The organism is Kribbella sindirgiensis (assembly GCF_004331435.1).
In the GTDB taxonomy this organism is placed as follows: domain Bacteria; phylum Actinomycetota; class Actinomycetes; order Propionibacteriales; family Kribbellaceae; genus Kribbella; species Kribbella sindirgiensis.
Genome location: NZ_SJKA01000019.1, coordinates 20,523 through 40,650, shown reverse-complemented (window position 1 = coordinate 40,650; position 20,128 = coordinate 20,523). Strand labels below are relative to the sequence as shown.

Below are 20,128 nucleotides of genomic sequence, written 5' to 3'. Positions count from 1 at the left end.
AGCACCAGGCCGTTCTGCCGTTCCGGCACCTGGGAGGGGGCCGTGGGAGCCGCTTGTAGGTCGCCCGACGCTGGCGCCACCCCCAGGGCTGACTCCCCCGAGACGCGCTACAGGACGCGCGACACGCCGGGGACACGGCTGATGAGGAGCCAGGCGAGCGCGAAACAGCCCGCAACGCCGACTGTCGCGACGCCGAGCGCCTTCACCTCGGCCGGCAGCGGTAACGGTCGCAGGGCGACGGCGAGTCCGAAGAGAACGACTCCCTGCAGCATGAAAGCGCCGTACGCGCTCCGGCTGATCGCCGGCCGCGCCCAGCGAAATCGCCGGTCGAGACGACGCTGCGCAACGCCGAGCACCCACACCGCGCCGAAGACGGCGAGTGCGCTCTCCGCCGCTGCGAACGCCAGCGGTCGCCAATGCCAGCCACCACCCCACACCTCCTCGAACTCTCCTTCGAGAGTTGTGCCGTAGATCGCGGCGCCGGCGAAGGCCACGGCGGCGACCAACGTCGCCGTCCGGCTCAGCCTGCGGAGCCGATCGGGTACGGCGGACAGCCAGCCCGCGCCGGATATCGCGATCCCCAGCCCGAACAGTCCGACCGACGCCGGCCACTGGTAGAAGTTGAGATCGACGTACTTGCTGTCCCCCTCGAACGGCACAGCCAGCCGAACCAGGAAGGCCGCAACAGTCACACCGGCGACCAGCAGTAACAGGTGGCGCAGGCCGATCTCCGCACCGGACCGCCGTACGCCGCGACGCGGCCCCGCGACGCGGATCCAGGCGGCATACACGAGTGAGAACGTCAGCAGGGCGCCGATGAACCACAGCACGCCGGTATCCAGGCTCCCTTCCTCGAGCAGGCCCACCGGATTACCCAGCAGCCGGAACAAGGCGTACTCGAGCAACGGCCAGATCAGCAACGCGAACAGAACGAACGGGATCCCCAGCCTCAGCAGCCGATCCCGAACGAACCGCCGCACTCCTTTGCGGTCGAGGGACAGCGGAGTGAGCAGGCCGGCGATCAGGAACAGCAGAGGCACCACCAGGAGCGCGAACGGAGCGGCTACCGCGAACAGGACGGCAACGGTCACCGACGACAGCGTGACCTCGCGAACATCCGCATACGACCACCAGTCGAGCTCGGAATACCCGATGATCGCGTGGCCCGCGATGATCACCGCGATCAGGATGACCTTGAGGTTGTCGAGAAACAGCTCCCGCGCCGCCGCCCACTGCCCGACGCCGCCACCGGGCCGGCCGGACTCACCGCCACGATCCCTGCGGGCACCCTTCGTCATACCCCCACCGTCGGCAGCACCCACGAGAGCAGCCAGTGTCGAAGGTCCCGCCCTCGGCGTGACCATCTGCCCTGCCGAGTCTCGCCGCACAGCTGGACGCTGTAGTCAGCGGCGACCAGGCGAGGTGTCGAGAATGCAGGTCCGGGACGTGATGACCATGCCGGCGGTGACGGCGACGGACGAGACGTCGATCGGCACGGCACTGCGGTTGATGCGCGACGAGCAGATCACGTCGCTGGCTGTCGTCGACGACTGCGGCACCCTGGTCGGCGTCGTCGGCCTCGCGGATCTGCTCCCGGACGAAGCTCGTCCGGACCGAGTCGGCGACGTCAGAACGCCGCACGCGGTCACCGTCCGGGTCGACGACGACATCGCAACGGCCATCGACCGGATGCAGTCGACACCGGCGACGATCCTTCCGGTCGTCGCCAGCGGTCGAGTGGTAGGGACGATCAGCCTGCACGACATCCTCGACGTCCTCGCCGACCGCAGCATCCACACCGAACTCTTCGCGGGCTCCGGCTGCGGAACCATCCACCGTGTGTGACCCTCACGGTGTGCGGTAGGACAGCGCGGTCATCATGCCGCGCTCGGCGTGGTAGATGTTGTGGCAGTGGGTGGCCCACTGACCAGGGTTGTCCGCGGTCAGGTCGACGGTGAGGGTGTCCATCGCTCGGACGATGACGGTGTCCTTGCGCGCGCCGCCGTCGGCGAGGCCGAAGGTGTGGCCGTGGACGTGCACGGGATGGAACATCATGGTCCGGTTGGCGATGCGGAGCCGGACGCGTTCACCTTCCTCGACGGACAACGGCTCGCTGTCGGGGAACGCCTTGCCGTTGATCGTCCAGCGGTTCTGCATCATCCCCCCACCGAGCACGAGGTCCAACGTGCGGTCGGGGTCCGTGGCAGGCAGCCGAACTGCGGTTGCCGCGAGCAACTGGCCGGCGAGCAGCACCTGGCGGTTCAACTCAGCCGGCTGCTGCGACGGCGCCGGCCCGCTGGACGTACGGACCACAGCACGCGCGGTGCCGGTCTTGCCCTCGGCCAGTGCGACGAGGGGGAAGACACCATCGCCCAAGGTGATCGCGAGGTCCACCCGCTCCCCCATACCGATCAGGATCGCGTCGGTCGACCGACGCCGCACCGGGAAACCGTCCGTGTGGGTGATCGTGAGCCGATGCCCGCCGAGCGCCAGCCGGAACGCGGTGTCCGCGCCGGCGTTCACGACCCGCAGCCGGACCCGCTGGCCAGGGCTGCCGGTGAACGTGACCGGCGACGACGGGACCCTGCCGTTCGCGAGGTAGTACGGATACGCCACATCCCCCGCACCCCCGAGCAGCCGTGACTGCGCCCCGTGCAGGTCGCCCATGCCCATGTGCATCCCGTCCAGGGAAGCGAGCACCTGGTCCGGCGTCCGGCCCGTACCGTCCACCCAGTCGTCGAGGACCAGGATCCATTCGGCGTCGTACTGCCCGGGATCCTCGGGGTCGTCGACGATCAGTACGCCGTACAGGCCGCGGTCCAGCTGTACGCCGACATGCGGATGGTAGAAGTACGTGCCTGGGTGCGCCACCGTGAACTCGTAGCGGAAGGATCCGTTCGGACCGACGGCTTGCTGGGTCATTCCGGGTACGCCGTCCATGTCGTTGCGTAAGGCAACACCGTGCCAGTGCACGGTAGTCTCGGCCGGCAACTGGTTCACCAGATCGACGCGCAGCAGGTCTCCGGCGCGTGCCCGGAGCACTGGTCCCGGTACGCTGTCGCCGTACGCCCAGGTGTCGACCGTCGGCCCGCCGAGGTCGAGAGTCGTTACCCGTGGCGTGAGTTTGGTGCTGATCGTGCGACCCGCTCCGGTACGGCGTGCTGCTTCGGCACGGCGTACAGCCTCGGATCCCGGCGCTACCGCCGTACCCGGCCTGCAACCACCGATGGCAAGCAATCCGGCACCGGCCGCGCCGCTCAGGAATCGGCGCCGCGACAGGGCCATGTCAGTGGTCTACCCGGTGCTCGAGTAACAGCTCGCGCCGGCGGTGGTAGTCCGTCTCGTCGATCTCACCGCGCGCGAACCGCTCGTCCAGGAGCTCGAGCGCGCTCTTGCCGGGTGCCCGCCGGGCCGGCTCGCCACGCAGCGATCGGACCAGCGCCACCACGACGACGGCGACGAGCCCCCAGAACGCGACCACGGTGATCGTCATCATCACCCAGCCGCCCCAGCCCATGCCGTTCCAGTACATCATCGAAATCACCTCCCTCGCGCCCGGAAGGTCCGCCCACACCGGGCACGGCGGTCGACAGCGAACGCTGAAGACGAGGAGGATCCGTTTCCACTCTCGCGGTTCGAAGTCTCGAGGTCCGGTGCGGTTGCCCGCTCCCGGTGTTGTCGACTTCGACGGATCCTCCTCGCCGATTTCAGTTCACCGCGACGGCGGATCGCGCCACAGGGCAGAACGTCCCGATCCACCAGGACTTCGGCCCCTGCCGCCGGTCCCGGTTCAGGCGGTGATCGCGGTCATGCTGTTCCAGCCCGAGCCGACGAGCACCGGCGGCAGGATCCACCCGCCGGTCCCGCTGCCGCGGTACATGTACAGCGAACCGCTCGCGTTGCGGACCAGCAGATCCACCTTGTCGTCGCCGGAGAAGTCCCACGGCGTCACGATCGCCGTCAGGTTCTGCCAGCTGGACCCGATGAGCGTCCGGCCCGGCAGCCAGCCACCCGTACCGTTGCCCCGGTAGAGCCACAGGTTCCCGTTCCCGTCGCGCGCCGTCACGTCGACGAAACCGTCACCGCTGAAGTCGCCCGGGCCACGCAGCGACGTCATCACGTTCCAGCCGTACCCGTACCCGACCCGAGGCAGGAAGCCGCCTGCGCCGTTGCCCGGGTAGAGCCACAACTGCCCCGTGCTCTGCCGCGCCAGCACGTCCATGAAACCGTCGCCGTTGAAGTCACCCGGACCGAAGACGGACGTCATGGCGTTCCAGCCACCGCCGAACCGCTTCCAGCTCAGCCAGCCACCCGCGCCGTTGCTCGAGTAGAGGCGCAGGTACCCCGTACTGTCGACCGACATCAGGTCCGCGTTACCGTCACCGTCGAAATCACCGGGCGCCAGGATGGCAGTCATCGCGTCCCAGCCGTAGCTGTACCCGATGCGCGGAAGCCACCCCGCCGCACCGTTGCCCGGGTAGAGCCACAACCGGCCGGCCGAGTCGACGGACAACACATCCGAGTTGCCGTCACCGTTGAAGTCGTTGTCCTTGATCACCAGCGCCGCCGACGTGGCCACACTCGTCGACGCCGCTGTCCCCGTGGTCGTCTGCTGAGCTGCGGAGGACACCGACGTCCCGGCCAGCAGCAGGCCGATGCCCGCCAGCAGAACCAGTCCGCTCCGTCCTCCAAGGCGCAAATTCCCGCGCATGTGTCTCCCCCTCGTTCCTCGAATCGACGGCATACCGCGACGGAGGCCGATCTGGGCCCCCGTTCAGCCTCCGCTCACCCGGCAGCCCTACCCGTCCAACAAACCGGACTAGCGCGCTCTGCTCTAGGGCCAAAGGTCCCGAGTACGTCGCATCTCGTGATCGAGGCCTCACAACGCGGTGCGAACGGTCCGGGGTGTTCGTGAACCTGAGCCGAACGGCCCCCTCGTTCGGGACCCTTGCCGCTGGGACGCGGGCCGTCGCCGGCGCAGTCTGGGGGGATCAGAGCGGTACGGGCCGAGGAGGTTGTGATGCCGGCCGAACAGCTGACCATGCCCGGCGACGGCGGCGGGCGGACGAACGCGGCGTTGACCGAGGACGAGGTCGAGATCCTGCTGACCGCCGCGGTCCACGCGCCGTCGCAGCACAACACCCAGCCGTGGCGTTTCGAGGTGCACGGCCCGGTGATCGACGTACTGATCGACGAGGAACGAGTGCTCCCGATCGAGGATCCGGCCGGTCGCGCCGCGCGCATCGGCATCGGCGCGGCTGCCTTCAACATCCGTGTCGCGGCCGCGATGCTCGGCCACGAGACGCGGATCGCAGTGGACCCGGACCCGGCGCGCCCCGGGGTCGCGGCCCGGATCTTCCTCGCCGACCGCAGCGCCCCGGTGCCTGAGCTCGGCAGCCTGTACGGCGAACTCCGCCGGAGGCACACGTACCGCGGCCCGCTCCTCAGCCACCCGATCGCACCGAAGATCCTGCACCGGCTCGACGACGCGGCAGACGCCGAAGGCGCGCACCTGCACTGGCTCGACCCGGCCACCTCGGCGCGACTCCACCGGCTCCTCGAGCGTACCGACACCGAGGAGTTGCGAGACGAGGACCGGATCCACGAACGCCGGCGCTGGATCGGCTCGGACCGTTCCGACGACGGCGTCCAGGAAAGCGCGCTCGGGTCCTTGCCCGACCTACCGGCGTTCGTACGCGACCTGTCCGCAGGCTTCGACACCAGGCGCGACCGTGTCCAGTACGAGACGTTCCCGATGATCGCCGTACTCAGCACACCGGAAGAAGACGCCGCCGGGTGGACGCGGGCCGGCCTGGCACTCGAGCGAGTTCTGCTGGTGGCGACGTCGTACAACCTGGCCACCTCGTTCCTGAACCAGGTGCTCGAACACTCGTCATCACGCCACGAGGTCCGCGACCTGATCGGCGGCCACGCCTGGCCCCAGATGATCCTCCGCATCGGCTACCCCGCGACCTCCACCGGCCGAACCCCGCGCCGCGACTGGCACGACACCTTCGACCACTGGTTCTGAGGGCCGCCGCAGCGCTACTGGCTCCTGAGGAATCTGGCGGGGTCGCCGGCGGCGCTCGCTGCGGAGGCAAGCCAGGCCTGGAGGCCCTCCGGGTCGCGCCGGCCGAGCTCGTCGAGGCACCGCTGGCGCTCCATGACGATCCGGAGCCGCTGATTGTCGGTCCTCGCGTCCCGCAGTGCGTCGTAGCTGTCTCTCCATTGCTTGCAGAGCGCTGCCGTACTGTGTTTCGGGCCGTCCACGGGGCCTGCCGCCGGACCGAACCCGACTCTCACGCAGCACCATTGCACGACGGGAGGCGAGGTGACGGCCAAGAGCGCTGCCAGCCAGAAGACACTCGCGCCGAGAACGGCGGTCAGGCCGAGAACGAGGGTAGTCACTGCAGCCCCCGCTGCGGCGGCGGCAATGAGCTGCCTTCTTGTCCAGCCGGCAAAGCCGTCGCTACTGCACAGGCTGAAGGCCGTCGCGCCTGCCACCGGAGCGGCCAAGAGCGCGATCCCCAGGATGTCCACGGGCAGCAACAGCCCCGCCGCGACGATGCCGAGCACGACGGACACGCCACCGAAAACCCTCCAGACGGCACGGTAGAGCGCCAGGTGCGGGTCTACCGCCGCCTTGCCCCCGAGCGAGAAGCCACGTCGTTCCATGGCCAAGCCTCCTGATCCCGTTGATCCCTGCGCTGACAACCTCGTTCACCGCGAATGGGCCGGCTGCTGCTGGTGGACGATCGCGGCCGGGCAAGTGGCGTGCTGGAGGATGCCGCGGGCCGTCCCGCCGAGGAGCGTGGACATGATCCGGCCGTGGGCACGGCCACCGACTACCAGCAGTTGACCGTCTGCCTCGACGGTTGCGTCGGTCAGACCGGCTACCGGATGACCGCGTCTGAGCTCAGCCGCGAAGGTGGCCTCGGGGTACTTGCCACGGCACTGACGGATGATCGCGTCCACCCGCTGGTTGTGGTAATGGCGCGCGAGGTCCACCGTGTTCACGGCCGCCGCCTCGTCGCCGGTGAACATTCGCGGCACGTCCCAGATGTGCACCAGCCGGATCGGGGCACCGCGCTCGGTGGCGAACCTGACGGCGAAGTCCACGGCCGCCTCGCATCGTTCGAGGTCGTCGACGCCGACGACGACCGGAGCCTGCGGATCCCCCGGCTTCCATTTCGGCGGTACGACGACCACCGCCGTGTCGGACTCGTGAACCACGGCCTCGGCCGTGGACCCGATGAGCAGCCGGCCGAACACGCCGCGCCCGCGCCTTCCGACCACGAGCATCCGGTCGCCGGCAGTCGAACCGGCCAGCGTGTGGGCCGGTGGACCGGACAGCACAGCGCCCGTGTGCTGTGCTGCGCTGTCGTGCTGGTCGAGGTACTCGCGAACATCATCGATCAGCTGCTTCGCCGCGGCGTTGGCACCAGGGAAGTTGAAGTACGGTCCAATCGGTGGCCGGTCGTCGAGCACGTGCAGTACCCGGATCGGGGCGGCACTCACCTCCGACTCGTGAAGCGCCCAGTCCACTGCCCCGTTGTCGGCCCAGCTCCCGTCCACGCCGACGGCAATTGCGGTCCGTTCTCTCATCACGAGCTCCTCGTCCCCAGAACTCCGGCCATCGGTACAGCAGGCGAATTCGCCGCCCAGGCCCGGATTCACTGCGCCGTGATGCTGGGTGCCGCGCGACCGGCGCGGTCACGGACGCACGGCACCCGCCAGCTGGAGCAGCAAGCCCCTCAACGAGCGCTCCAACAGATCGCCCGGCGCCCGTCAGGGCGCCAACGCCTGACGAGGAGGATCCGGTTCCACTGTCGCGGTCCGCGGTTCCGGTGTCCGTTGCGGTCTCCCGCTCGCGGTACCGGAACTTCGGCGGGTCCTCCTCGCCATCTCCAGTGCACCGCGAACCCCGCGGCCGGCCGCAGGGCCGAAGGTCCCGTCCACCGGGGCCTTTCGTCCCCGGCGACCAGCCACAGAAGGGCTGCGCCGGCTACCCCCAGTACCGGGCCGGGTGGCGTCCCTCGGACAGGGCGGCTGGATCGCCGGGGAACTCGTCGCGTGGGTGCACGAAGCCGTCCGACCGTTCCGCTTCGGCGACGTTCGTCTTGACCGCGAAGAAGCTGTCCGGGGTCACCGAGACGGAGTCGATACCGGCATGGACGAGGAAGGTCGCGAAGCCGGGATCGTCGCTCGGCCGTTGTCCGCACAGACCGACCTTGCGGCCCTCCCGGTGGGCGGTCCGGATCAGGTGCTCGATGCTCCGGGCGACCGCGGGGTCGCGCTCGTTGAAGAGTGCGGCGAGGGTTTCCGAGTCGCGGTCGACCCCCAGGGTCAGCTGGGTCAGGTCGTTGCTGCCGATCGAGAACCCGTCGAACCGTTCGGCGAACTCGTCCGCGAGGATGATGTTCGCCGGAATCTCCGCCATCACGTACACCTGCAGGCCGTTGTCGCCCCGGCGGAGACCCTCGTCCGCCATCACGCCGAGGACCCGGTGGGCCTCGCCGAGCGTCCGGCAGAACGGAATCATCACCACGACGTTCGTCAGGCCCAGCTCGTCGCGGACCTTGCGCAACGCCCGGCACTCCAGCGCGAATCCCTCCCGGTACCCCGGGCTGTAGTACCGCGAAGCGCCGCGCCACCCGATCATCGGGTTCTCCTCGGCCGGCTCGAACCGCGAGCCGCCGATCAGCCGCGCGTACTCGTTGGTCTTGAAGTCGCTCGTTCGCACGATCACCGGATCCGGCCAGCGCGATGCCGCGATCCGCGCGATGCCCTCGGTGAGCCGGTCGACCAGGTACGCCTCCCGATCAACCGCTCCGCCGGTCGCGGCGTCGACCTCGCGCTGCTCGTCGGCGTCCAGCGTGTCGTAGTGGATCAACGCCATCGGATGCACCTTGATGTGATTGCTCACCACGAACTCGATCCGGACCAGCCCGACCCCGTCCGCGGGCAGCCGCCACCACCGGAACGCGGCCGCCGGATCCGCGAGGTTGAGCATCACCTTCGTCCTCGTCTGCGGCAAACTGCCCAGATCGAGGTCGGTCACGTCGTACTCGAGCTCGCCCTCGTACACGATGCCGCGCTCGCCCTGCGCGCACGACACCGTGATGTGCTGTCCGTCGCGCAGGTCCGTGGTCGCCGATGCGGTACCGACGATCGCGGGTACGCCGAGTTCGCGGCTGACGATCGCCGCATGCGAGGTTCGGCCGCCGTGGTCGGTGACGATCGCGGCCGCGCGGCGCATGATCGGCTCCCAGTCCGGGTCCGTGATCCGGGTGACCAGGATCGAGCCGTCCACGAACCGCCCGATGTCCGCCGGCGAGTCCAGGAGGCACACCCGGCCGTCGGCGATCGCCTCACCCACCGCGAGGCCGGTCACCAACTCACGCCCGGTCTCCTTCAGCCGGTACGAACGCAGCGCGGCAGCCTCCCGGCGGGTCTGCACGGTCTCGGGACGGGCCTGCACCAAGAACAGCTCACCGGTCCGGCCGTCCTTGGCCCATTCGATGTCCATCGGACGGCCGTAATGGTTCTCGACCGCGAGCCCCCACCGAGCGAGACGCAGTACGTCGTCATCGTCCAACGCCGGCCGGCCGCGTTCGTCCGGGCTCGTCGCGACCGTGGTCGTGCCACCGCCCGAGCCGTACACGACCTTGATCTCCTTGGAACCCAGGCGACGCGACAAGATCGGGCGCAGGTCGTCCCAGAGAATCTTCGGCTTGAACACCAGGTACTCGTCCGGGTCCACCTGGCCGCTCACGACGGACTCGCCGAGACCCCACGCGGCGCTGATCTGGACGACACCCGGGAAGCCGCTGTCGCTGTCGAGCGTGAACATCACGCCGGAGCTGCCGAGATCCGACCGCACCATCCGCTGCACGCCGATCGACAACGCGACCGCCGCGTGGTCGAATCCGCGCTCCTCCCGGTAGCTGATCGCCCGATCGGTGAACAGCGACGCATAGCACCGTCTGCACGCGTCGAGGAGTTCGGCGAGGTTCCTGACGTTGAGGAACGTCTCCTGCTGCCCCGCGAAGCTCGCATCCGGCAGGTCCTCCGCGGTCGCGCTACTTCGGACGGCGACCTCGGTGCCGTCGCCGCCGAGTTGCTGGTACGCCGTGGTCAGCTCGGCCACCAGGCCGGCGGGCAGCTCGGCTGCGCCGAAGGCGTCCCGGATCGCCGTACCGACCGACGCCAGCTCCGCGCGGCCGCGATACCGGCGGATCTGCCGCGCGATCACCGGTCCCAGACCGGCCGCGTCGAGGTACTCCCGGTACGCCGCAGATGTGGTGGCGAACCCCTCCGGCACCTTGATGCCCGCGGCGGTCAGCTCGCGGAGCATCACGCCCAACGAGGCGTTCTTCCCACCCACCGCCGCAAGATCGGTTCCCGCCGCATCCGTCAGCCACACGATCCTGGACTGCGTCATAGCACTCTCCTCACCATCTCGCTCGCCGTCTCGCTCGCCGTCTTGCCTTCGAAGGTCCTCGCCGACTCAGCCGATGGGCAGCGAGCAGGCCGGCCAGAGCCAGCGCTCCCCCGGCGACACCGTCGAGGATGTAGTGATTGGCGGTCAGAACGATCGCCGCGAACATCAGCACCGGCATCAGCCAGCCGAACAGCCGGATCAGCCAGTGCGCGCCGAGGCCGGCGACCGCGATCCCCATCAGCAGGTTCCAGCCGAAATGCAGGCTCGGCACCGCCGCGTACTGGTTGACGAACGCCGGCGGCTGCAGAACCCGGTACGCCGAGGTCCGCTCGGTCACCGTGTCCACGAACCCGTACGCCGCCAGGAACCGCGGCGGCGCCACCGGGAACAGCGTGAAGATCACCAACCCGGCCCCGCCCGACAGCAGCATCGCGTTGCGGAACTTGCGGTACGCCTCACGATGGCGGATCAGCAACCAGAGCAACGTGGTCAGCAGCACCGGCCAATGGCCGTAGATGTAGATGTAGCCGACGGTCTCGGCGAGCCACCCGTGGTCGATCACCACCTGTTGCAGTTGCGGCTCGACGAAGATACCGGTCGAGCGTTCCAGGTCGACGACGTACTCGGCGTTCCGGTAGGCGACGTCGACTCTCGTCGCGATCAGTCCGCGAACCCCGAAGTACAGCACGATCGCCACGACGATGATGCCCACTTCGCGAATCATCCCGCGGGCACGCCTGGACAACCCGGCCACCGATTCCTGGCCCTCGGCGACCATAGGTCACCCCTCTCAGCGATGTGTCCGTGCAGATGAACGTGTTTGTGGGTGATCGCCTCGATGTCGGATGCCGCGGTGTCGAGCAGCCCGTGCGCCAGATCCGACAACGCCCGCGCCACCGCTCGGAGCATTACCGTCCCTGTCATCGTCGGCGGCCCGAGCACCTCCCAACCAGGGCCGAACGACCATCGGAACCGGGACTCCTGCCAACAGCGCGCTCCGGCGACAGTGGCGTCGCCGGAGCGCGGCTCCCTTGGATTGACTGCTCCTCCTCACGCCATGTGGTGCTGGTGGCGGGACACGGACCGGCTGGCGGGCAGCGCCGCGATCGCAGCGATCGCAGCCACGGCTCCCACGATCCACGACGTCCACGCCGCGGCGTTGTAGTCGGTGTAGGTGAAGACCCACGGAGCGATGAACGCGGCCACGCCACCTACCGCGGTCATCCCCTCGTCGATGTACGCACCCGGAGCAGCGAGCGCCACCAGTGCCAGCAGACCGATCGCCGCACCGATGATCACCATCACCCAGGTGCCGGTGGTGTCGATGTCGACCCACAGCGGCGACAGTGCCAGGTATCCGCCTGCGAGCAGGCTCACCCAGTCCTGCGGGCGGGTCCAGGCAGTCGACTGGATGTCTGCCATGTCCCTCATCTCCCTTCGTGGTCCTGGCCGAACAGCCAGGCCTCCTACTTCCGATGCTGCTCTCCACGGGGAAAACGACCAGGGATGAAAGGCCCGGATTCACGTGACCTCCAGCCCGTTGCGCGCGCTCGGACGCGTGATCCGGTACACGAGTTCGACCAGTCCGATACCGGCGAAGGCCATCGTGAGCGCACCGAGCACCCGGTACGGCGTGACGTCGAGGAGGAACACACTGTGCCCGATCGGGGGGACCAGCACGGCGGTCGCGCCGAGCACCACCATCGCGACCAGCAGCACAACTTTCCAGGGCCGCAACGGCCACGCCAGGATCGACAGCGTCCACAGCGAGACGACGAGTACGACGACGGTCGTGACGGTGCGGGCACCGGCCACCCCGGCGCCGGGATCGAGCACGCGCACCAGGCGGTATCCAGCGAAGGCACAGACCGCGGTCACGAGACCCACGGGAACCGCGAAACGCAGAACTCGCCCCAGGAACCCGGGGAGGTAGCGACGCGTGTTGGGGCCGAGGGCGAGGAAGAACGCCGGAATCCCGATCGTGAGGGCCGAGATCAACGTGAGCTGGATCGGCTCCAACGGGTAGGCGACCATCGTGGTCGCGGTGATCAGCGACAGGACGAGCGAGTAGACGTTCTTGACCAGGAACAGGTTCGCCGCCCGCTCGATGTTGGCGATCACCCGGCGTCCCTCGGCGACCACGTCGGGCAGGTGCGCGAACTTCCCGTCGAGCAGGACCAGTTGCGCGACCGCCCGGGTCGCCGGCGATCCGTTGCCCATGGCAACGCCGATGTCGGCGTCCTTGAGCGCCAGCGCGTCGTTCACGCCGTCACCGGTCATCGCGACGACGTGACCGCGACGCTGCAGGGCGGCGACGAACGCCCGCTTCTGGTGCGGGCTGACCCGCCCGAACGCCGACGAGCGATCGAGTACGTCGGCCAACGCGTCGAGCTCGGCAGGACCTTGCGGGTCGTCCGGCAGGGTCCGTGCGTCCACGGCGTCACCGGCACCGGCGACACCTGGTACGCCGACCGCCGCGGCCACCGCCCCGACCGTGCGCGGGTTGTCCCCCGACAACACCTTGAGCGCAACTCCCTGGGCCGTGAAGTACTCCATCGTGGCCGCCGCGTCATCACGAATGTTCTCCGCCAGCACCACCAACGCAACCGGCACCAACCCCGCCGGCAACACCCGCGCACCGTCCGCCTGCCCACCACGGAGCACGCCGCGGGCCAGCACGAGCACTCGTTCCCCGTCGGCTGCCGACTTGTTCGCACGGTCCCGCGCGGCGGTCGCGGCAGCGTCGTCCTCGTCGAGGAGCACCATCTCGGGCGCACCCAGTACCCAGGTCGTGCCGTCGACGGTCACCGACTGCCACTTGCGAGCCGACGAGAACGGCACCCTCGCAGAAGCCGTCAACGTCGCGGCGCCGACCGCCGCGCGCAACGCGTCCGAGGTGGCGTTCGAGTCACCACCGTCAGCGATCAGCGCAAGCACTTCGTCGACCGGTTCGTCCGTCAGCGGCTCGATGCGGTCGAAGACGATGTCGCCGTGGGTCAACGTACCCGTCTTGTCCAGGCACACGACGTCGACGCGGGCCAGGCCCTCGACCGCCGGCAGCTCCTGCACGAGCGTCTGACGTCGCGCCAGTGTGACGATCGCGAGCATGAACGCCAGCGAAGTCAGCAGCACCAGCCCCTCGGGAATCATCCCCACGACCGCCGCGACCGTACCGGTGACCGCGTCCCGCCAGTTCTTGTTGTCCGCGCTCCTGAACTGCGACCACAGCAGCACCGGCGCGACGACGAGCAGCACCAGCGAGATCCACCGCAGCAACCTCGTCGTACCCGCGACCAGTTCGGAACGCGTGATCTGGAACCGCCGCGCCTCCGCGGCGAGCTTGGCGGCGTACGTCGCGGCGCCCACCGCCCGCGCCACGAACTCCCCCGTCCCGGCGACGACGATCGACCCCGAGCGCACCTCGTCGCCCGCTGCCTTGTTGACCGGCTCGGACTCCCCGGTCAGCAACGACTCGTCGATCTCCAAACCGTCCGCAGCGGTCACCACCCCGTCAGCCAGCACCTGGTCGCCGGCACGCAGCCGCACCAGATCGTCCTGCACGACATCACCCGCGTCGATCTCGGTCGGCGTACCGTCCCGCACCACCCACGCACGCGTGACGTTCAGCAGCGCGAGACGGTCCAGCGTCCGCTTCGCACGCACCTCCTGGACGATGCCGATGCCCGCGTTGGTGATGATCACCAGCCCGAACAGCGCGTTCACCCACTTCCCGGTCGCGAGCACAGCGACGAACAGGACACCCAGCAGTCCGTTGAAGAAGGTGAACACGTTGGCCCGGACGATCTGCCCGTACGTGCGACTCGTCCGGACCTGCACCGCATTGGTCCGCCCGTCCGCGACCCGCTCGGCGACCTCAGCCGCACTCAGACCGTTCCTGGACGCGGGTGCGATCGTGCCGGAGTCAGCAGACATGCCGCCAGAATCCCCTGGGCGTTGAAGCGTTTGCCAGGGTCCAAAGTCCCGCACGAAGGGCCCGATCGGAGGTGTCGCGGGACGGCGCCCGCAAACAAGGGCCGAAGGTCCTGGCGACAGGTGACCGCCGACCCGGTGATCCGCGGCGTCATCCGCCCGACGATCGACTCATGGTCGACGTCAGCGGGCCGTTGCTGTTCGCGCAGTACGCCTATCCGCCGAACGCGCTCGGGTATTGCGGTCCCGACGACTCGCAGGAACTTCTGGAGTACGTCGGCACCGGGACAACCGACCGCGGACTCGTCGCGCTGGCCCGCCAGTTCCACGGCGCATGGCCGTACCTGAGCCTGATCGCCGCCGCCTCGGGACGCGACCCACTGGACGCCCGGGTCGTCGAGGCGTATTGGATCGGCAATCGCCTGCTGGACTGTGTCAACGGCAAGCTACTGGCCGCGCATCTCACCGACCGATTCACACCAGCACACCTCAGAGATCCGGCCACGCTGGCCGTGCTCGGCGGCCGGCCGCACCACAACTTCCACGTGTTCGCCGTCTATCCGTGGGTCGGCCTGCTCCGCAACCGCGCCGACGAGCCGTTGCGCGTCCTCGACAGCTGCCGGATCTCCTGGGGAACGGTACTCGCGGCGGCCGGCGACACCGCCGTTGTACGGATCCGCCCCCTGCGGTACGACTCCGGCAGGCTACGGCTCGGCGAACCTGTCGCACGGCACCTGAAACTCCACCAGCCGGTCGATCTCGGCAGTCAGGTATCGGTGCACTGGAACTGGATCTGCGGCGTGCTGACACCGGCTCAACGCGAGAACCTGCGAAGGATCACCGACGAGCAGCTCTCGCTCGTCAACAACGCCCTCGGCCGTCCCTCAACCGGCGACGCACTCGAGCCCGCGCATCACCGAGCCATCATCTGACCTCGGCCAGCACCGCCTCGACAAGCTCGGGAAACGCGAGCTGGACCGGATCCGACAGCCCGGTCCCGAAACCGACGTCCGCGGCCTCCACCGCGTACACCACGAGCCGATCGGGCACCCGATCGAGCGCCTGAGCCAGCCGCAGCGCGTCCGGTACGCCGAGCGCGTGTGTACTGGCCGACCCCGGATGTCCCGGTACCTCACCCGTCTCGTACCGGTGGATCGTGCCGGGACTGGACGGCTCGCACTGCACGGCATCGACCACGATCGCCAGCGGAACACCGGCCCAGGTGTCGAGCAGCGCCGCCGGCTCACCGTCACACAGCACCGCTCGAACGCCGTCCGGCAGGCACGGCTCGATGGCCGCCACGAGCGCCGGCCCGACACCGTCGTCGCGCCGGTACTCGTTGCCGATGCCAATGATGACCGCTGTCATCGACCCTCCACGGTCAGATCGAGGAAGTGCGCCGAGCAGGAGATGCACGGGTCGTAGTTGCGAATGGTCTGCTCACACAGCGCGGTCAGCCGACCGTCGTCGAGGTCCAGGTTCGCGCCGACCACGCGGCGCAGATCGTCCTCGATCGCCGCCTGGTTCTGCGACGTCGGTGGCACGATCACCGCCGACCGGATCAGGCCGTCCTCGTCGAGCTCGTACCGGTGATACAGCAGCCCACGCGGCGCCTCACTCACCCCGTGGCCCACCCCGGGCCGAGGTACGACGTCGGCGTACGGGCGATCCGGCACGACGTACGCATCGAGCAGCCGCAGCGCCTCCTCCAGGGCGTAGACGACCTCGACGGCGCGGACGACGATGCTCCGGAACGGGTTGCGGCACTCGACGCCGAGGCCTGCCTCAACTGCAGCGGCGCGGGCCAGCGGTAGCAGCCTGGCGCGGTTCAGGGTGTACCGGGCCAGCGGACCGGTCAGGTACAGGTGATTGTCCAAGGCAGCGTGCAGCGCGGTCGAGTGTTCCACCTGACGCTCGACGACGTGTTCGCTGAAGTTGCCGACGGCAAACGACAGGCCGCTGGTGGAGTGCAGGTCACCGCTTTCGATCGCGTACCGGTCCGGGACCCGCACCGCGAGCAGGTCGTGATCGAGCTCCAGGTCCGGGAAGGTGAAGCCGGACACCATCCGCACGGTGGCCAGTGCGTCCCGGAGCGCCTGGCTCAGCTGAGGCCGAAGACCCTGCAGCTCGGCCCGTGCGGGAGCGCGGTAGAAGCCGCCGACCCGGACATTGATCGGGTGAATCGCCCGGGCGCCGATCAATTCCATCAACGCGTTGCCGGCCTTCTTCAGCCGCAACCCCCGCTCCACCACGTCACGATGGTCCTTGGCCAGTTCGATCGCGTCCGGATAGCCGAGAAAGTCGGGCGCGTGCAAGAGATAGATGTGCAGCGCGTGGCTCTGGATCCACTCGCCGCAGTACAGCAGCCGCCGCAGGTCGGCGACCGCCGGATCGAGCTCGACCCCGCACGCGTCCTCGATCGCGAGGCAGGCGCTGGTCTGGTAGGCGACCGGGCAGATGCCACAGATCCGCGCGGTGATGTCCGGCGGTTCGGTGTACTTACGCCCCCGCAGGAACGCCTCGAAGAACCGCGGCGGCTCGTAGATCTGCAGCTCGGCACGCTCCACCGTGCCGTCATTGACCACCACGCGCAGCGCGCCCTCCCCCTCGACCCTGGCGAGCGAACTGACCTTCAGCTGCCGACTCCGGTGACTCATCGTTCCCTCTCGAAGCTGCTCACGGTGAAAGTCCGGAACACCCGATCGACCTCGTCCTCGGCCATGCCCAGCACCCGCAACTGCGCCGTCAGGGCCGGCACATTGGGGTTCGTCATCGGCCCGAAGCAGCCGAAGCAGCCGCGCCCGTACGCCGGGCACAACGCACCGCAGCCGGCATGCGTCACCGGCCCGAGGCAAGGTGTGCCGTGGGCAACCATCACGCAGGTGAGCCCTCGGCGCTTGCACTCGGTACACACGCTGGTATCCGGCAGGTCCGGCTTGCGCCCAGCCAGGTACGCCGTCAGCACCTCGAGCAACTGATGCCGATCGATCGGGCACCCGCGCAGCTCGAAGTCGACGTCCACATGCTCGGAGATCGCCGTCGACGTGGCCAGCGTGTCGATGTACTGCGGAGCGGCGTACACCACCGACCGGAACTCGTCGACATCGGCGAAGTTCCGCAACGCCTGGATCCCGCCGGCGGTCGCACAGGCGCCGATCGCCACCAGTACCCGCGACTCGGCCCGGATCCGCTGGATCCGCTCGGCCTCGTCCGGTGTGCTGATCGAGCCCTCGACGAGCGACACGTCGTACGGGCCGCCAACGACAGCGCTCGACGCCTCGAGGAACTGGGCGATCCGCACCTGGCCGGCGAGGGCGAGCAACTCGTCCTCGCAGTCGAGCAGGGTCAGCTGACAGCCGTCGCAGGACGTGAACTTCCAGACCCCCAACGTCGGTGTGCTCATCACAGCTCCTTCACGCTCAGCAGCGGTTCGGCGTACGCGTAGTCGACGACGGGGCCGTCCCGGCAGAGCAAGGCCGGGCCGAGCTGACAATGCCCGCACAGCCCCACTCCGCACTTCATGTTCCGTTCGAGCGAGACCAGGATGCGACAGGCCGGAACACCCTTGCGCAGCAGGAGATTCGCGCTGAACCGCATCATCGGCTCCGGCCCACACAGGAACGCGACGGTTCGCAGCGGATCCACCGCGACCTCGGCGAGCGGCTCGGTGACGAAGCCGACCGGCCCGTCCCACCCGGGCGCCGGCTTGTCGATGGTGAGCCGCAGCTCGAGGTCGTCCCGCTTCGCCCAGTCGTCGAGCTCGTCACGGAACAGGAACTCCTCCGGGGCCCGCGCACCGGCGACCACGGTCACACCGGCGAACGACGGCCGCAGGTCCAGCGCCGCCACGACCACCGGACGGAGCGGCGCAAGGCCGATGCCGCCGGCAACGACGACGAGGTCACGGCCGATCGCGTCGGCCACCCGCCAGGTGGTTCCGAAGGGGCCACGGGCACCGATCACGGTGCCCGGCCGCGCAGCGTGCAAAGCACGGCTCACCGCGCCGACCGCCCGGATCGTGTGCACGAGGGTGTCGTCCTCGATACCGCTGACCGAGATCGGAACCTCGCCGACGCCGTACGCGTACAGCATGGTGAACTGCCCGGGCTCGATGGCCGGAAGCGGCTCGTCGACCGGTTCGAGCCACAAGGTGGCCGAGTCGGCGGTCTCGGCGCGCCGGTCGGTCACCCGGTACCGGACCGGGAGCATCGGCTCAGCGGTCCACATCGACGCTCCCCTTCGCGGCGGCGGAGAGGCGGGCCGCCTCCGCGGTCAGATCGATCCCCACCGGACACCACGCGATGCAACGACCGCAGCCGACGCAGCCCGACCCGCCGAACTGGTCGTACCAGGTGCCGAGTTTGTGGCTCAGCCACTGCCGGTACCGGCTCGCGCCCGACGTCCGGACCTCGCCACCGTGCAGATAGGAGAAGTCGAGTTCGAAGCAGGACGACCACCGTTGCCAGCGTTCGGCGTGTTCCCCGGTCAGATCGGTGACGTCCTCGGTCGTCGTACAGAAGCAGGTCGGGCAGACCAGCGTGCAGTTCGCACAGTTGAGACAGCGTGCTGCGATGTCGTCCCACAGCGGCGACTCCCGGCTGTCCCGCACGACCTCGGCCAGGTCGGTGGCGGGCATCTCGCGCCCCATCCGGCCCGCGGCGGACGCCACAGCTTCCTGCGCCAGGCCGACCTCGTCGGCCGGCGCCTCGCGCGACGGCACCCGGTCGAAGATCCTGCGCCCCTGCGCGCTGCCGACGTCGACCACGAAACGGTGCCCGTCGTCGTCCACGAGTTCGGTGAGCACCAAGTCGTACCCGGGACCCACGGCCGGGCCGGTGCCCATGGACGCGCAGAAGCAGACTCCGCCCGGTTCGGTGCAGTTCACCCCGACCACGAACAACGGGCGCCGGCGCACGTACGAGCCGTCCGGATGCCGGCCACCTGCCAGCACACCTCCGAGTACGCCGATCGCCGCCAGGTCGCAGCCGCGGACACCGAGGAACGCGTACTTCGGCACCTCCTCCACGGCCGGGACGAACCCGTTGCCCTCGGCATCGGTCGACCACAGCTTGCGATGCGCCGGGTGCAGGAACTGCTTCCACGACTGCGGCCCGGCCGAGTGCGCGAACATCGCGGTGTCGGCACGCTTGCGCAGGCGGTACTCCCCAGGTCCGACCTCGACCCCCCACCCGGACGGCAGCTGGTCGACGCTGTCGAGCTCCGCCAGCACGATCGCGCCGTCCCGCACGGTCGGGCCGATCACCTGGTAGCCGTCGGCAGCCAGCACGTCGATCAGTCGCCCGAGGCCGTCTACGTCGATCGTCGCGGTACTCATTCGCCGACCCTCCCGTTGATCAGATCCAGCGTTACCAGCGCATCCGTCTCGTCGAGCCGCGCGACGGCGTACCCCGAGTGCAGAACGACGTACTCACCGACCACGACGTCCGGCAGGAAGGCGAAGGACGCCGTACGTCGCTGTCCGTCGACCTCGACAGCTCCGGTCAGCACCCCGTCCGCGGAGACGATCTCCAAGACCAGCCCCGGAATCGCGACGCACACGAGTCTCACCTTCCTTCCACTGATCCGAGTCTCTGCTCGGGTGCCGGGGACCGACAGAGGCCGTACGACCGCGGCCGTGGGACGTCCGGCCTCTGCCGATGGGACCTCAGACCCTGGTCAGCGCTCCGCCCGGCACCGTTGGCTTGAGGGACCAGCCGACCGAGGAGGGCCATGGCCGACCGATCTCGTCGTTCG

20 protein-coding genes are annotated in these 20,128 nt (G+C 69.1%); 3 read left to right on the top strand and 17 right to left on the bottom strand.

Going from position 1 to position 20,128, the window contains the following annotated elements; translation table 11 throughout:
* Positions 1 to 107: 107 nt before the first annotated feature.
* Positions 108 to 1,298, bottom strand: coding sequence for an acyltransferase family protein (locus E0H50_RS35480; RefSeq protein WP_165547413.1), 1,191 nt, complete (start codon positions 1,296 to 1,298; stop codon positions 108 to 110).
* Between the two features lie 133 nt (positions 1,299 to 1,431).
* Here E0H50_RS35480 and E0H50_RS43240 point away from each other — a divergent pair, with 133 nt between their 5' ends.
* Positions 1,432 to 1,845 carry a CBS domain-containing protein gene (locus tag E0H50_RS43240; protein WP_165547412.1) on the top strand — a complete coding sequence of 138 codons (414 nt, stop codon included), beginning with the start codon at positions 1,432 to 1,434 and terminating at the stop codon, positions 1,843 to 1,845.
* 3 nt (positions 1,846 to 1,848) lie between these two features.
* Here E0H50_RS43240 and E0H50_RS35470 read toward each other — a convergent pair whose 3' ends face one another.
* From E0H50_RS35470 to E0H50_RS35460, 3 genes are all read right to left on the bottom strand, one after another.
* Positions 1,849 to 3,285 (bottom strand): multicopper oxidase family protein, encoded by a 1,437-nt coding sequence (locus tag E0H50_RS35470; protein ID WP_131295387.1) that lies wholly within the window; start codon positions 3,283 to 3,285, stop codon positions 1,849 to 1,851.
* Between the two features lies 1 nt (position 3,286).
* Positions 3,287 to 3,535 (bottom strand): SHOCT domain-containing protein, encoded by a 249-nt coding sequence (locus E0H50_RS35465; RefSeq protein ID WP_202868478.1) that lies wholly within the window; start codon positions 3,533 to 3,535, stop codon positions 3,287 to 3,289.
* A gap of 255 nt (positions 3,536 to 3,790) precedes the next feature.
* Complete coding sequence (locus E0H50_RS35460) at positions 3,791 to 4,711, bottom strand: FG-GAP repeat domain-containing protein (protein ID WP_165547411.1); 921 nt, start codon at positions 4,709 to 4,711, stop codon at positions 3,791 to 3,793.
* A 309-nt stretch (positions 4,712 to 5,020) separates the two neighbouring features.
* On the opposite strand from E0H50_RS35460, the gene E0H50_RS35455 reads away from it, so the two are divergent.
* Positions 5,021 to 6,031, top strand: coding sequence for an Acg family FMN-binding oxidoreductase (locus E0H50_RS35455; RefSeq protein ID WP_131295385.1), 1,011 nt, complete (start codon positions 5,021 to 5,023; stop codon positions 6,029 to 6,031).
* Positions 6,032 to 6,045: 14 nt separating this feature from the next.
* Here the strand turns inward: E0H50_RS35455 and E0H50_RS35450 are convergent, their stop codons facing one another.
* The 7 genes from E0H50_RS35450 to E0H50_RS35420 form a co-directional block, all read right to left on the bottom strand.
* Complete coding sequence (locus E0H50_RS35450; protein WP_131295384.1) at positions 6,046 to 6,675, bottom strand: hypothetical protein; 630 nt, start codon at positions 6,673 to 6,675, stop codon at positions 6,046 to 6,048.
* Positions 6,676 to 6,720: 45 nt separating this feature from the next.
* Entirely contained in the window at positions 6,721 to 7,605 is an 885-nt protein-coding gene (locus tag E0H50_RS35445; RefSeq protein WP_131295383.1) for a universal stress protein, read from the bottom strand.
* 400 nt (positions 7,606 to 8,005) lie between these two features.
* Positions 8,006 to 10,444, bottom strand: a complete 2,439-nt coding sequence (ppsA, locus tag E0H50_RS35440; RefSeq protein ID WP_131295382.1) for a phosphoenolpyruvate synthase — start codon at positions 10,442 to 10,444, stop codon at positions 8,006 to 8,008.
* Between the two features lie 10 nt (positions 10,445 to 10,454).
* Positions 10,455 to 11,168, bottom strand: coding sequence for a phosphatase PAP2 family protein (locus E0H50_RS35435; protein ID WP_165547410.1), 714 nt, complete (start codon positions 11,166 to 11,168; stop codon positions 10,455 to 10,457).
* Positions 11,165 to 11,353, bottom strand: a complete 189-nt coding sequence (locus E0H50_RS35430; RefSeq protein ID WP_238151591.1) for a dsRBD fold-containing protein — start codon at positions 11,351 to 11,353, stop codon at positions 11,165 to 11,167. Before E0H50_RS35430 ends, E0H50_RS35435 begins: the two co-directional genes overlap by 4 nt.
* A 141-nt stretch (positions 11,354 to 11,494) precedes the next feature.
* Positions 11,495 to 11,866 carry an SPW repeat domain-containing protein gene (locus tag E0H50_RS35425; protein WP_131295379.1) on the bottom strand — a complete coding sequence of 124 codons (372 nt, stop codon included), beginning with the start codon at positions 11,864 to 11,866 and terminating at the stop codon, positions 11,495 to 11,497.
* Between the two features lie 99 nt (positions 11,867 to 11,965).
* Entirely contained in the window at positions 11,966 to 14,377 is a 2,412-nt protein-coding gene (locus tag E0H50_RS35420; protein WP_131295378.1) for an HAD-IC family P-type ATPase, read from the bottom strand.
* 170 nt (positions 14,378 to 14,547) lie between these two features.
* Here E0H50_RS35420 and E0H50_RS35415 point away from each other — a divergent pair, with 170 nt between their 5' ends.
* Positions 14,548 to 15,306: a DUF6390 family protein gene (locus E0H50_RS35415; protein ID WP_202868477.1), complete on the top strand. Its 759-nt coding sequence runs from the start codon at positions 14,548 to 14,550 to the stop codon at positions 15,304 to 15,306.
* Here the strand turns inward: E0H50_RS35415 and E0H50_RS35410 are convergent.
* Genes E0H50_RS35410 through E0H50_RS35385 form a run of 6 tightly spaced genes read right to left on the bottom strand, consistent with a single transcriptional unit; the run spans position 15,299 to position 19,942 of the window.
* Positions 15,299 to 15,742 carry a hydrogenase maturation protease gene (locus E0H50_RS35410; RefSeq protein WP_131295377.1) on the bottom strand — a complete coding sequence of 148 codons (444 nt, stop codon included), beginning with the start codon at positions 15,740 to 15,742 and terminating at the stop codon, positions 15,299 to 15,301. The two genes, E0H50_RS35415 and E0H50_RS35410, sit on opposite strands and share 8 nt — an antisense overlap.
* Positions 15,739 to 17,031 (bottom strand): Ni/Fe hydrogenase subunit alpha, encoded by a 1,293-nt coding sequence (locus E0H50_RS35405; protein ID WP_131295376.1) that lies wholly within the window; start codon positions 17,029 to 17,031, stop codon positions 15,739 to 15,741. Before E0H50_RS35405 ends, E0H50_RS35410 begins: the two co-directional genes overlap by 4 nt.
* Entirely contained in the window at positions 17,028 to 17,777 is a 750-nt protein-coding gene (locus E0H50_RS35400) for an NADH-quinone oxidoreductase subunit B family protein (RefSeq protein WP_131295375.1), read from the bottom strand. The genes E0H50_RS35405 and E0H50_RS35400 overlap by 4 nt, the downstream gene beginning before the upstream one ends.
* Entirely contained in the window at positions 17,777 to 18,601 is an 825-nt protein-coding gene (locus E0H50_RS35395; protein WP_202868476.1) for an FAD/NAD(P)-binding protein, read from the bottom strand. Before E0H50_RS35395 ends, E0H50_RS35400 begins: the two co-directional genes overlap by 1 nt.
* Positions 18,588 to 19,709 carry a 4Fe-4S dicluster domain-containing protein gene (locus E0H50_RS35390; RefSeq protein ID WP_131295374.1) on the bottom strand — a complete coding sequence of 374 codons (1,122 nt, stop codon included), beginning with the start codon at positions 19,707 to 19,709 and terminating at the stop codon, positions 18,588 to 18,590. Before E0H50_RS35390 ends, E0H50_RS35395 begins: the two co-directional genes overlap by 14 nt.
* Complete coding sequence (locus E0H50_RS35385; protein WP_165547409.1) at positions 19,706 to 19,942, bottom strand: HypC/HybG/HupF family hydrogenase formation chaperone; 237 nt, start codon at positions 19,940 to 19,942, stop codon at positions 19,706 to 19,708. The genes E0H50_RS35390 and E0H50_RS35385 overlap by 4 nt, the downstream gene beginning before the upstream one ends.
* Positions 19,943 to 20,128 lie beyond the last annotated feature (186 nt).

Excerpts from the sequence above, each read along its gene's own strand:
- E0H50_RS35480 (WP_165547413.1), bottom strand. The coding sequence starts at position 1,298 with ATGACGAAGGGTGCCCGCAGGGATCGTGGCGGTGAGTCCGGCCGGCCC.
- E0H50_RS43240 (WP_165547412.1), top strand. The coding sequence starts at position 1,432 with ATGCAGGTCCGGGACGTGATGACCATGCCGGCGGTGACGGCGACGGAC.
- E0H50_RS35470 (WP_131295387.1), bottom strand. The coding sequence starts at position 3,285 with ATGGCCCTGTCGCGGCGCCGATTCCTGAGCGGCGCGGCCGGTGCCGGA.
- E0H50_RS35465 (WP_202868478.1), bottom strand. The coding sequence starts at position 3,535 with ATGATGTACTGGAACGGCATGGGCTGGGGCGGCTGGGTGATGATGACG.
- E0H50_RS35460 (WP_165547411.1), bottom strand. The coding sequence starts at position 4,711 with ATGCGCGGGAATTTGCGCCTTGGAGGACGGAGCGGACTGGTTCTGCTG.
- E0H50_RS35455 (WP_131295385.1), top strand. The coding sequence starts at position 5,021 with ATGCCGGCCGAACAGCTGACCATGCCCGGCGACGGCGGCGGGCGGACG.
- E0H50_RS35450 (WP_131295384.1), bottom strand. The coding sequence starts at position 6,675 with ATGGAACGACGTGGCTTCTCGCTCGGGGGCAAGGCGGCGGTAGACCCG.
- E0H50_RS35445 (WP_131295383.1), bottom strand. The coding sequence starts at position 7,605 with ATGAGAGAACGGACCGCAATTGCCGTCGGCGTGGACGGGAGCTGGGCC.
- ppsA (WP_131295382.1), bottom strand. The coding sequence starts at position 10,444 with ATGACGCAGTCCAGGATCGTGTGGCTGACGGATGCGGCGGGAACCGAT.
- E0H50_RS35435 (WP_165547410.1), bottom strand. The coding sequence starts at position 11,168 with ATGATTCGCGAAGTGGGCATCATCGTCGTGGCGATCGTGCTGTACTTC.
- E0H50_RS35430 (WP_238151591.1), bottom strand. The coding sequence starts at position 11,353 with ATGCTCCGAGCGGTGGCGCGGGCGTTGTCGGATCTGGCGCACGGGCTG.
- E0H50_RS35425 (WP_131295379.1), bottom strand. The coding sequence starts at position 11,866 with ATGGCAGACATCCAGTCGACTGCCTGGACCCGCCCGCAGGACTGGGTG.
- E0H50_RS35420 (WP_131295378.1), bottom strand. The coding sequence starts at position 14,377 with ATGTCTGCTGACTCCGGCACGATCGCACCCGCGTCCAGGAACGGTCTG.
- E0H50_RS35415 (WP_202868477.1), top strand. The coding sequence starts at position 14,548 with ATGGTCGACGTCAGCGGGCCGTTGCTGTTCGCGCAGTACGCCTATCCG.
- E0H50_RS35410 (WP_131295377.1), bottom strand. The coding sequence starts at position 15,742 with ATGACAGCGGTCATCATTGGCATCGGCAACGAGTACCGGCGCGACGAC.
- E0H50_RS35405 (WP_131295376.1), bottom strand. The coding sequence starts at position 17,031 with ATGAGTCACCGGAGTCGGCAGCTGAAGGTCAGTTCGCTCGCCAGGGTC.
- E0H50_RS35400 (WP_131295375.1), bottom strand. The coding sequence starts at position 17,777 with ATGAGCACACCGACGTTGGGGGTCTGGAAGTTCACGTCCTGCGACGGC.
- E0H50_RS35395 (WP_202868476.1), bottom strand. The coding sequence starts at position 18,601 with ATGTGGACCGCTGAGCCGATGCTCCCGGTCCGGTACCGGGTGACCGAC.
- E0H50_RS35390 (WP_131295374.1), bottom strand. The coding sequence starts at position 19,709 with ATGAGTACCGCGACGATCGACGTAGACGGCCTCGGGCGACTGATCGAC.